Source organism: Corallococcus sp. 4LFB (genome assembly GCF_046520365.1).
Classification (GTDB): domain Bacteria; phylum Myxococcota; class Myxococcia; order Myxococcales; family Myxococcaceae; genus Corallococcus; species Corallococcus caeni.
The window spans coordinates 1-10,011 of sequence record NZ_JBKGHJ010000329.1; the positions used below are offsets into that span (position 1 = coordinate 1).

Genomic DNA, 10,011 nt, shown 5'->3' on the forward strand with positions numbered 1-10,011 from the left:
GCCCACGGAGCCCATCGGCCCGCGGCCCTGGCTGGCGGCGACGGCGCTGGGCATCCTCTGCACCGGCCTGGGGTACGCGGTGTTCTACCGCCTCATCCAGCGCATCGGGGCGCGCGCGCCGTCGTCGTCACCTACCTGGTGCCGCTGTTCGCGGTGGCCTGGGCCTGGCTGCTGCTGGGCGAGCCGCTGACGCCCACCATGCTGGTGTCGGGCACGCTCATCCTGGGCAGCGTGGCGCTGGGGCAGCCGCCCGCGGCGCCGAAGACGAAGTGAGGCGTCAGCTCCGCTCGAACTTCCAGATGCGGTAGCCGTCGCGGACCTTGGGCATGAACCGGCGGACGATGAACGCCGGGCCGCGCTTGCCGGCCAGCTCCAGCGAGCGCAGCGGGACGGAGGTGGAGGCCGCGGCCGTGTAGCCCGCCTCCAGGAAGGGGGCCTCCGGCGTGTCCGTCATGTCCTGGAAGGAAGCGCCCATGCTGGCGAGCACCGCGTGCAGGTCGCGGCTGTACTCGCGCTGGAAGGTGGCGCGCATCAGGTCGCAGTACACGGCGTGGTGGGGGAACACCTGGGCGAGCACCGCGAGCATGTCCTTGCGCTGCGCGTTCGACAGGTACATGAGCACGCCCTCGATGATGATGTGCGTGCGCCGCGAGTCCTGGTAGGGCGCGAGCTTGCTCGCGAGCGACTCCGCCCCGAAGTCGATGGAGAGGCGCTCGAGCGGGTTCTTCGCCTCCGTCACCGGGAGCTTCGCGTCCTTGAGCGTGATGATGGCGGGCTCGTCCACCTCCAGCCACCGGCCGCCGCGAAGCCGGTAGGCTCGCGTATCGAAGCCCGCGCCCAGCACCACCACCCGCGCGTCCGGAGCCCGGTCCAGCTCCTCCTGCACCTGCGCGTCGATGATCTGATGCCGCGCGGCGTTGCTGGTGTTGGCCTTGTCGAAGGACTGGAAGCGGGCCCAGACCTGCCGCGCCTCGTCATCCATGAAGCGGGAGGCGAAGGTGTCACCGCACAGCGGCCGGGGCTGGCGTGCGTCCTCCGCCCGGCAGCCCAGGGTGTAATAGGCGGTCTTCGAAATGGCATTGGCCATGGGGAGGGCTCCTTGAAACCCGCGCGCAGCTTGCATGAGATACGCGCTTTCTCGAAAGGTGGGTCACGATGCGATTCGTGATGGCGTTGAGCGTGGTGGCCCTGGGTGCGGGCTGCGCGCATTCCCCGAAGCCGGCGGGTAGCGCTCCGAGTGCCCAGCAGCTCTCGGCGGAGGCGGAGCAGGCCTATGCCTCGCTGGACTTCGAGCGGTGCGCGGAGCGCTTCCGAGCCTCCGGCGAGGCGGACGTGGAAGGGCCGGACCGCGCGGAGTCCCTCTATCGCGCCGCGGGGTGCGCGGCGCTCGCGGGCCACGCGGACGCGGCCGTGGACGTGCTGAAGCGCGCGGTCCAGGGCGGCTACTACGACGCGGATCATCTCGAATACAACCCGGAGCTGGCGGCGCTGCACCCGCTGCCCGCGTGGAGCGGCATCGTCGCGGAGGCCCGCGCCAACCTGGCGAAGGCGCCCGAGGCTCCGTTCCCCACGTTCACGCTCACGGGGCTGGATGCGTTCGGTTCGCGGAAGGTGGACCGGGAGACGGTCCGGCGGGTGCTGGGGCTGGAGGTGGGCAAGCCCATCGTGCACAGCTCCGCGGTCTTCAAGCAGAAGGAGGCGGCGCTCCGTGAGCAGTACGGCCTCCTCTACGCCCACCTGGGCATGACCATCTACTTCGCCGACGAGCGCAAGGGCACCGCCTTCGTGGTGGTGGACATGGTGGACGCCGAGGACGCGGCCCGGGTGCGCTTCCTGCCTGAGCCCAAGGGCCACCTCGCGGATCCGGAGGGACTGGTCGCCCGGTGGAACGAGTACGAGCCGCGCCTGCAGCAGCTCCAGATGCAGGGCAAGCTCGATGAAGACTCCACCTGCAAGGTCACGCACTGCATTGGAGGCTTCGGCCATCCGGACCTCGCGGCCTTCGAGCCGGAGTTCCTCGCGAAGGTGCCCCAGCAGCTGGACGCGCTGACCGCCGTCCTGCGCGAGGACGCGGATTCGCGAAAGCGGAGCGCCGCCGCGTTCCTGCTGGCCTACGCGCCCACGGAGCAGGAGACGGTCCAGCGCCTGGTGCCCTTCATCCGCGACCCGGAGTCCGACGTGCGCAACAACGTGCTGCGCGTGCTGACGGCCACGCAGGAGGCCGCGACGCAGCCCCTGCTGGACGTGGCCACGGTGGCGGACGCGGTGTCGCTGCCGAACTCGAGCGACCGCAACAAGGCGACCTTCCTGCTCAGCTACCTGCTGGCGGACCTGTCGCCGGAGGCGCTGAACGCGCAGCGGGCCGGGCTCATCCGCCAGCTGGGAGAGACGCTGGTCGCCATGTCCGCGCTCCAGCTGCCCATCAACCACGAGCCCGCGATGCGGGTGCTGAAGCAGCTCTCCGGTGAGAAGTACGAGACCGCCGACGAGTGGCGCGCGTGGCTCGCGCGTCAGCCGAAGACGGCGGGGTAGGGGGCCCGTCAGTCCGCGACGGCGACGGAGACGGGCGTGGAGAGCTGCCGCACGACGCAGTCCTCCGCGCTCCCGTCCTCCCACGCCAGCATCGCGAACTCGGCCGGCGCGTCGAGCGCGACGATGGGGTGGTGCCACACGCCCCGGTGGTAGTTCACGCCCTGGCCGGGGCCGCAGACGAACGCGACGAGCCCGTCCAGGTCCGGCCCGCCCGAAGGCGCGGTGGGCGCGACGCACACCAGGAAGCGCGAGCAGCGCATGGGCAGGAACACCTGGCTCGACTGGGGATGGTGTTCCAGCAGCTTCACGGTGAAGGGCAGCGGCTGCGGCACGGAGCGGAACACCGCGAGGTTGGGCTTCGCGCCCTCCCGGCCGTTCTCCAGCCGCGCCGACCAGTCGAACCGCACCGCGGTGCCCTGGTTCGCCGAAGCGCCACTCTTGAGGCCAGCGGACACGACGTCCCCGAAGGGCGCGAAGCCCTCCGGCGTCAGGGGCAGGGCGATGATGGAGCGGAGCGGGGCGGGTGCGTCCTTCATGGGAGGACGACTATAGGGGCGCGTGCCCCGGGACGTCAGGCGGCGCCGGGCCGCGTTCCCGGCTAGGCTCCGCGTCCAGGAGGCCGCGATGCAGGCCAGGTGCGAGCAGTGTGGCACGCCACTTCCGGGCCTGGCGCCCGGCCATGTCCTTCTCACCTGCCGGGGCTGCGACGTGACGTACCACGTGCGCAACGACGGCAGCTTCCGCCGCGTGGGCGGCCCGGTTGGCTCGACGGAGGCAAGGCCGGTCGTGGCCCGGGGCTCGGTCTCCGTGGCGCCTCCCAACTTCCTCGTGGAGCGCGATGACGGGGCGCTGCGCATCGGGTGGACCGCGCCGTCCTTCGACGCGATGTACGCGGTGCTGGGCATCCTCCTCGTGGCGGTGCTCTACGCCGTCCGGTTCCCCGGCCAGGTCGCCGGCTTCGGGGTCCTGGAGTGGAGCTGTGTGGGCGGCGTTCTGCTCATGGGCCTCTACCCGGCCCTCGCCCTGGCCCTCAACCTCACCTGGGTGGAGGTGAAGGGAGACACGCTGCGCATCACGTCGAAGCCGCTGCCCGTGTCCAGCGCCTCGGTCGTGGACGTGCGCACCCTGGACTCCCTCTCGGTGCACGCCTTCACGCGCAAGGGCGGCAAGGGGCTGTACGTCCTGCGTCGCTTCGCCCTGCACGCGAGGACGCGGGACGGCCGGACGCTCACGCTGGTGACGGGCTTCGAGAACGAAGGCGACGTCGCCTGGCTCGCGGACACCCTGCGCCGTCACCTGCGGTTGAAGGACGGCCCCTGGGGCGAAGCGGTCACCTCGGACGACTGAGCGGAGGAGGAGAGGGGGCGGTGTGCCCTCAGTCCGCGAAGGAGTTGGGCTCCTTGCTGAACCCCGCCTTCCGGTGGTGCGTCAGCCGCTCCGCGCGCGAGGCGTGCTCCAGCGCGGCGATGACGGCCTTCTCCGCGTCCGGCCCCCACTCCTTCACCTTGGCCGGGTCCACACCCTTGTCCTTCACGTACTTCTCCAGCGCGGCGGCGGCGACCCTCGCGCCCGACCCGGCGTTGACCGCGAGGTCGGTCATGATGGCGTTGCCGTACTCGCTGGTGACGACGTCCTTGAGCTTCAGCTTCGCCGCCTTGGGTTGGCCCTCGGCGTCCCTGCCCGTCACGGACACCGTCGTGTTGCGGGTGCCGGAGATCTTCCCCGCGTCGGCGTATTGGATCTGCGCCTGTTGCATGGCCGGGTCGGCGCCGGCGGCCATGAAGACGGCGGCCAGCTTCACGTCGGTGCGGATGGCCTCGGCCGCCGCCACGCCCTTGAGCACCGTGCCGTCCGGGCGGGTGAGCACCACGCCCCTGGCGTCGACGTCGAGGCCGAACTTGCCGAAGCTCTTCTCGTACTGCGCCGGGTCGGTCTTCTTCAGGTCGCGCATGAACCCGGCCAGCGTGCCGTTGCCGTCCTTGCCGAGCGTCCACTGGGTGAAGCCCCACGAGACGCGCCCCGTGTCCCAGGTGTTCACCTTGCTGAAGGTGCCCTCCAGGCCGGAGATGGACGCGAGGATCTTCCGCCGGTCCTCGCTGATGCCGCTCTTCTCCAGCTGGGACGTGACCTGGGCGGCGGAGTCACCCGACACGGCGCCGCCATCCACCGCGCTCCACGAGTTCGTGTACGCGGTCTCCCGGCCATCCCGCATGGTCACGGTGGTCCCGTTCACCGTGACCTCTGAACGGGTCTGCTTCACGGCGACCATGGGCGCGTACGCGTCGACCCGTGCGAGCAGGCCGTCCTTCACCGTCTTCGCCCGGGCCTGCGCGTCGGTGACCTTCGCCTTCGCCGCGTCGAGCGCGGTCTTCTGCGCCTGACGGAACTTCTCCGCCTCCACGGGGTCCTTGGGCACCTTCGCTTTCTTCTGCTGCTTCTCCAGCTTGGAGAGCGCGCGCTCGGAGACCTTCACCGCCGCCTTGGCGTCGCGGAGGCCCTGGTTCGTGTCGAGGTGGTCCCTCATCCACGCCTTGACCTTCTCACCCTCGGCCTGGACGGCTGCGTCCGCGGCCTTGAGCTTCTCCTGCGCGGCCTTCTTCGCCGGCTCGGTGGTGGCCGCGTTGACGGCCGCCTGCGCCTTGTTGCGCGCCTCCACCGCCTTCTTGAGCGGGGCGTAGAGCTTCGCCTTCGGGGGCTTCCAGGTCGCGACGTTGCGGGGGATGAGGTCGTTGAGCTCGACGGAGTTCCCGCGCTGGAGGGTGCCCTCGTCCTTGGACTTCACCTGGATGGCGTCGAGGTTCTTCTGGACGTCGCTGGCGGAGGCCGCCGTGGTCGCGGCGGCCCTGGCCGGAGCCTGCACCGGCGCGGTGGGGGCGGCCGGCCCCTGGCGCCCGAGCGCCGTGAGCGCGCGCTTCAGGTCCGCGCCCTCCAGCTCCAGGTAGAGCGCGTCCTCCAGCGGCGTGCCCGTCAGCTTCTTGTACTTCTTCGCCACCTCCTTGAGCTGGGAGGGGTCCAGGCCCTCCAGGGCCTCGAAGACCGCGGCCTCGTCGGTGCCCCAGATGTCGTCCATCGCCGTCTTCAGCTTCGCCGCGGCGGCATCCGCGGCGCTGGTGGGCGCCGCGCGCTTCTGCGTCCCCGCGGCGGCGGACAGCGGGTTGAAGGAGAAGCCCTGGTGGGAGGGGGGACGGCCGCGAATCTGCTCCGCCAGCCGCTTGAGCGTCGCGCCCGAGGCGCCGCCCGCGACGGCCTTGAGGAGGAAGGTGCGCTCCGCGTCCGCGTCCGACCGGGGAGAGGCCTTGGTGCTGAGCCCGGCCTTCGCCAGGAGGGTCGACAGGTCCTTCTGCTGCGCGGGGCTGAGGCCGCCCAGGGCGGTGGCGATCGCGCCCGCGTCGGTCGGGGACAGGCCGCTGGAGAGCGCCTTCAGCAAGGCCTGTCGCGTGGGGCCCTCCGGGAGGGCGGAGAGCTGCTGCTCCATCTTGCGCTGCGCCGGGGCCTTGGCGCCCGCGGCGACTGGAGCGGCCATGGACGAGGCGGCGCTGGAGCGGCGCGAGGACGCCACGGTCGCGGCGGAGGGGCCCTGGGGGACAGGCGTGTCCACGCTCGGGATGGACGTCGCCGTCGGACCAGGGGAGCCGGAGATCTTGACCATGGGCTCTCCAGCCTAATGCACTGTCCGTGCGCCTGACATCCAGCGGCCGGGAACGCCGGGCAGGGGAGACGCCCCCACCCGGCGTGCCGGAGCCGGTTACTTCGCGGCGACCGTGGACTCGCCCAGGATGTTGAAGGTGCTGGCGGCGGCCTTCACGTCGATGGCGGAGAAGCCGGTGTACGGGTAGTGGCCGTCGCCAATCTCCTCGACCATCTCCAGGAAGTCGCCGCTGACGCGCTTGCCATCCACGTCCAGCGTGAAGGCATCGCCGGTGCCGCGGAAGTTCCAGATGCAGGCGCCCGCGCCGATGCGGTCGAACATGCTCGTGAAGCTGTGGTTCCTGAAGCCGAAGTCGACCCGCGTGAGGCCGATGTGGATCTGGTACCACACCGAGCCGACGCCGTAGTCCTGCTCGTAGAAGTGCGAGTACACCAGGGTGCCGCCCCGCCACAGGTTGACGGTGAAAGGCGAACCGCCGGCCCGGCCCGTGAACGACGGCGTGACGACCACCGCGTCGCGCTCCTTGCCCGGCTGGACGCTGATGGCGCTGACCACCTGGTCGCCATCACGGGCCGCGAGCGTGAAGCCCTGGCCCAGCGCGCCGACGCCGCCCAGCTCCGTCTTCAGCACCCAGTCGGTGGCGCGGGGGAACTCGCTGGAGAAGCCGTCCTCCTTCACGTTCGCCAGGCCGGACACCGCGATGCTCTTGCCGGTGTTCGTGAGGCTCGCGCGGCCCGTCGCGCAGTTCTTGATGCCCTCGAAGCCCTCGATGCACGCCTGTTCGGCCTTCGCTTCCTGCGTCGCGAGCGAATCCCCCGCGGTCGTCGTCGGCTCTTCACCCTGGCAACCCGCGGCCGTCACGCTCAGGAGCGCGGCCGCCAGCAGGCGGCCCGTCAGCTTCATCATCATGGAGAAAACCTCTCGTTGGTGGGGGAGGACTGCATGCCGGTCCCGGTGAGGTCCGGCGCGGGCCGTCCATGCACCCACCGCGCCATGCCTCCAGCCGGTGGCATCTCCCTCTGAGAGGAACCCTGCGAGGCCGGCGCGCGTGGCGTGACACGTCACAGCCTCACGCGCGCAGTAGCCTTTCGAGTCACATCCCGCCGCCGGGAAGCCGGGTCAGCGGGGCTGGACGAGCCCCTTCACGATGCGGCCCGTCTCGACGTCGGACAGCGCCTGGTTGACCTCGTGGAGGCCGTAGGCGCGGCTGATCATGTGCTCCCAGCCCCTGCCGCCGGCGACCTTCGCTCCGTGCCGGTCGAGGATCCGGAGCATGCGGTGGAAGTGGCTGAAGTCCACGCCCCAGACACCGCGAATCTCCAGGTGCTTCCGGTTGATCTCCGTGTGGGGGTTGATCCCCACCTCGCCGTGGTCGGTGTAGTGGCCCACGATGACGTACCGGCCGCCATCGCGAGTCATGTGGATGCCGTCCTTGACCGCCCCCGGCACCCCGGTGGCCTCGATGGTCACATCCACGCCGCGCCCCTCGGTGAGCTCCAGGACCCGGTCCACGTGGCTGCTGGAGCCCGCGGCCCCCAGCGCGATGGCCTCATCGACCCCGAACTCGCGCGCCATCGCGAGCCGCACCTCGTGGCGTTCCACGACGTAGACCGCGCCCGCGCCCGACAGCAGGGCCAGGGTCGCCGCGCTCAACCCCACCGGCCCCGCGCCCTGGACCAGCACGCGGTCGCCCAACTGGATGCGCGCCGTGTCCACCGCGTGGATCGCGGTGGGGAGCGCGCAGCCGCCGGCAATCACCCGCTCCGGCGTGAGCGTTGCCGGGAGCTCCAGGATGGACACCCCGGGCTTCAGGTAGATGCGCTGAGACCAGCCGCCGTACAGGCCTTCCTCCGCCGAATAGGTGACGCCGTAGACGCGCCGCTTCGGGCAGCGGTTCGGCGTCTTGGCGACCAGGCAGAACCAGCAGGCATGGCACGTCTCGGCGACGTCCAGGAACGTGACCGTGGCCCCGACGCGCACGGGCCGGCCGTCGACGTCGCGGGGCGCGCCGTTCACGGCCAGGACCCTGCCGACGGAGACGTGGCCCGGGATGATGGGGTAGGGCACGCCGGCGAGCCGGCCGTGCGACAGGTGGACGTCCGTCCCGCAGACCTCGGAGAAGAGCGTCTCCAGCAGCACCCCGCCCGGCTCGAGCTCGGGCGTGGAGAAGTGCCGGATTTCGACGGGGCGGTCGGCGCCGACCATGACCGCCGCGGAGCAGGTGTGGGGTGCGCTCACGACCACAGGATGATCCTGCCATCGGGGAGGGTGCCCATCTGCGAGGTCACGGTCGTTCGCCGCCCGCCGCTCGGGTCCACTTCGTGGAAGTTGCGTGTGTTGAAGATGTACACGTCACCCCGCGTGGGCTTCAGCGTGTACTTCGCCGCGCTCCCGACCACGGAGGGCTGATACCCGTACGTGTCGGGGATCTTGTAGGCCTCGTCCGCGGGCGTCCACGGGCGATTGTAGACGTAGGTCTTGCCGGGGTTCTCCGGATCGAGCTCGAGGTAGAGGTTCCAGGCGAGCTGCGCCTGGACCTGGGCCACCCACCAGTCCGGTTGCTCGGCGGGCGCGAAGTCGATGTGCAGCAGGGTGCCGTTCTCGATGCGGCGGATGAGCCCCGCGCAGTAGGACCCGTGCCGGGGATCCGCGGCGACCTGGACCGGGACCCCGACCGTTTGTCGCAACCGGCTCATCAGGCGATCCATCGGGGAGAACGACTGCGAGAAGATCTCCGCCTGGATGGCCCGGCAGTGCTCGGCCTTCCCGAAGTAGCTCGAGACGTCCGAGCCCACGTGCTCGAACACCGTCGCGCCGATGCGGTCGATGGGCGGCACGACCTGCTCATACGCTTCGAACCCGATGACCTGCGCCCGCTCGACGAGCCGGCTGCACTCCTCTGGCGTCGCGAAGTCCCGGATGACAACCGCCGGAATCTCGTTCCGGACCAGCTGCCCCCACGAATCCCGGTCAAGCTCCCGGGCAGCAAGAACTTCCCAGGAGACCCCGTCAACAGCAGCCGGCAGTGGATGACTCATGCGCGAAGAGGTCGTCACAGTGCTCACGGTGGTCGCAAGAGAGTTGGCCTTGGACGGCAAAACCCCACGCTAGGGTTGCAAAGACGGCAGGTCAAGCCATCCAGGAAAGGCAGAATTAATCAATCATCCTGGCGCGGCATTCCCGAGGCCCGCAGGCCCTCGGCGATGTATTGCTCACCCGGTAACACCCGGAGCATGTCATTCGCTCCCTCGATGATTTCCAGCACCTTCGCGTCACGGAAGTGACGGGCGACCGGGGTGCGCGTGCTACACCCGACGGCGCCGAGCAGCTCCACGGCACGCGCCGATGTGCGCGCGCTGCCAGCCGAAGCGAAAAGCTTCGCCGCCATCAAACGTTGCGGTGTGTCGGCGCAGGTCGCTGCGCGGCTCCCGGCCTTGCGCGCGGCCTGCGTCGCCCTGGCGATGGCATCGAAGAGGCCGTCGCCGCGGCCTGGGCGCTGGGCACGGAGCGCGTCGGGCTGGATGCCAACTGAAGGATCCGCAGGCGGACCGGGACGCCGCGCGCCGGACGGACGGCAACGAACCCAACCGTGGCAAGCGGGTCGCGCGTCGGCGGAGGATCTCCTGATGAAGAACCTGGACCGGCCCCTCGAGTTCCCCGCCGCACGACGCGATCCGGACAGCGGCTACACGCTGCACGGGCAGCGGTTCCATGATCCCTATGCCTGGCTGGAGCGGATCGATGCTCCCGAGACCCAGGCCTGGGTCTCGGCCCAGGAAGCCGTCACGCACGCCGTGCTGCGCGCGGTGCCGGGACGCGACGGCCTGCGG

11 protein-coding genes and 1 pseudogene are annotated in these 10,011 nt (G+C 70.6%); 5 read left to right on the plus strand and 7 right to left on the minus strand.

Going from position 1 to position 10,011, the window contains the following annotated elements:
* Positions 1-190 (plus strand): annotated as a pseudogene (locus tag ACLEQD_RS28735) (hypothetical protein); the annotation flags it as partial.
* Positions 154-273, plus strand: a complete 120-nt coding sequence (locus ACLEQD_RS28740) for a hypothetical protein (protein WP_410388355.1) — start codon at positions 154-156, stop codon at positions 271-273. The pseudogene ACLEQD_RS28735 and the gene ACLEQD_RS28740, both read left to right, overlap by 37 nt.
* Before the next feature lie 4 nt (positions 274-277).
* Here ACLEQD_RS28740 and ACLEQD_RS28745 read toward each other — a convergent pair whose 3' ends face one another.
* A complete protein-coding gene (locus ACLEQD_RS28745; protein WP_410388357.1) occupies positions 278-1,087 on the minus strand; it encodes a class I SAM-dependent methyltransferase in 810 nt (269 codons plus the stop codon).
* 68 nt (positions 1,088-1,155) lie between these two features.
* Between ACLEQD_RS28745 and ACLEQD_RS28750 the strand changes: the two genes are divergently transcribed.
* Entirely contained in the window at positions 1,156-2,532 is a 1,377-nt protein-coding gene (locus ACLEQD_RS28750) for a HEAT repeat domain-containing protein (RefSeq protein ID WP_410388359.1), read from the plus strand.
* An 8-nt stretch (positions 2,533-2,540) separates the two neighbouring features.
* Here ACLEQD_RS28750 and ACLEQD_RS28755 read toward each other — a convergent pair whose 3' ends face one another.
* Entirely contained in the window at positions 2,541-3,068 is a 528-nt protein-coding gene (locus ACLEQD_RS28755) for an ureidoglycolate lyase (protein ID WP_410388360.1), read from the minus strand.
* Between the two features lie 88 nt (positions 3,069-3,156).
* On the opposite strand from ACLEQD_RS28755, the gene ACLEQD_RS28760 reads away from it, so the two are divergent.
* Entirely contained in the window at positions 3,157-3,879 is a 723-nt protein-coding gene (locus ACLEQD_RS28760; protein ID WP_410388362.1) for a hypothetical protein, read from the plus strand.
* A 28-nt stretch (positions 3,880-3,907) separates the two neighbouring features.
* Here the strand turns inward: ACLEQD_RS28760 and ACLEQD_RS28765 are convergent, their stop codons facing one another.
* The 5 genes from ACLEQD_RS28765 to ACLEQD_RS28785 all read right to left on the minus strand — a co-directional run bounded on the left by ACLEQD_RS28765 (position 3,908) and on the right by ACLEQD_RS28785 (position 9,863).
* Complete coding sequence (locus ACLEQD_RS28765; protein WP_410388364.1) at positions 3,908-6,181, minus strand: hypothetical protein; 2,274 nt, start codon at positions 6,179-6,181, stop codon at positions 3,908-3,910.
* A gap of 96 nt (positions 6,182-6,277) precedes the next feature.
* Positions 6,278-7,090: a hypothetical protein gene (locus ACLEQD_RS28770; protein ID WP_410388366.1), complete on the minus strand. Its 813-nt coding sequence runs from the start codon at positions 7,088-7,090 to the stop codon at positions 6,278-6,280.
* Between the two features lie 210 nt (positions 7,091-7,300).
* A complete protein-coding gene (locus ACLEQD_RS28775) occupies positions 7,301-8,419 on the minus strand; it encodes a zinc-binding dehydrogenase (protein ID WP_410388368.1) in 1,119 nt (372 codons plus the stop codon).
* On the minus strand, positions 8,416-9,219 hold the full coding sequence (locus ACLEQD_RS28780; protein WP_410388370.1) for a hypothetical protein: 804 nt from the start codon (positions 9,217-9,219) through the stop codon (positions 8,416-8,418). The genes ACLEQD_RS28775 and ACLEQD_RS28780 overlap by 4 nt, the downstream gene beginning before the upstream one ends.
* Before the next feature lie 119 nt (positions 9,220-9,338).
* A complete protein-coding gene (locus ACLEQD_RS28785) occupies positions 9,339-9,863 on the minus strand; it encodes an acyl-CoA dehydrogenase family protein (protein ID WP_410388372.1) in 525 nt (174 codons plus the stop codon).
* Here ACLEQD_RS28785 and ACLEQD_RS28790 point away from each other — a divergent pair.
* A partial coding sequence (locus ACLEQD_RS28790; RefSeq protein ID WP_410388371.1) for a hypothetical protein occupies positions 9,808-10,011 on the plus strand: 204 nt, incomplete at its 3' end. The two genes, ACLEQD_RS28785 and ACLEQD_RS28790, sit on opposite strands and share 56 nt — an antisense overlap.

Excerpts from the sequence above, each read along its gene's own strand:
- ACLEQD_RS28755 (WP_410388360.1), bottom strand. The coding sequence starts at position 3,068 with ATGAAGGACGCACCCGCCCCGCTCCGCTCCATCATCGCCCTGCCCCTG.
- ACLEQD_RS28765 (WP_410388364.1), bottom strand. The coding sequence starts at position 6,181 with ATGGTCAAGATCTCCGGCTCCCCTGGTCCGACGGCGACGTCCATCCCG.
- ACLEQD_RS28780 (WP_410388370.1), bottom strand. The coding sequence starts at position 9,219 with ATGAGTCATCCACTGCCGGCTGCTGTTGACGGGGTCTCCTGGGAAGTT.
- ACLEQD_RS28750 (WP_410388359.1), top strand. The coding sequence starts at position 1,156 with ATGCGATTCGTGATGGCGTTGAGCGTGGTGGCCCTGGGTGCGGGCTGC.
- ACLEQD_RS28745 (WP_410388357.1), bottom strand. The coding sequence starts at position 1,087 with ATGGCCAATGCCATTTCGAAGACCGCCTATTACACCCTGGGCTGCCGG.
- ACLEQD_RS28760 (WP_410388362.1), top strand. The coding sequence starts at position 3,157 with ATGCAGGCCAGGTGCGAGCAGTGTGGCACGCCACTTCCGGGCCTGGCG.
- ACLEQD_RS28770 (WP_410388366.1), bottom strand. The coding sequence starts at position 7,090 with ATGATGATGAAGCTGACGGGCCGCCTGCTGGCGGCCGCGCTCCTGAGC.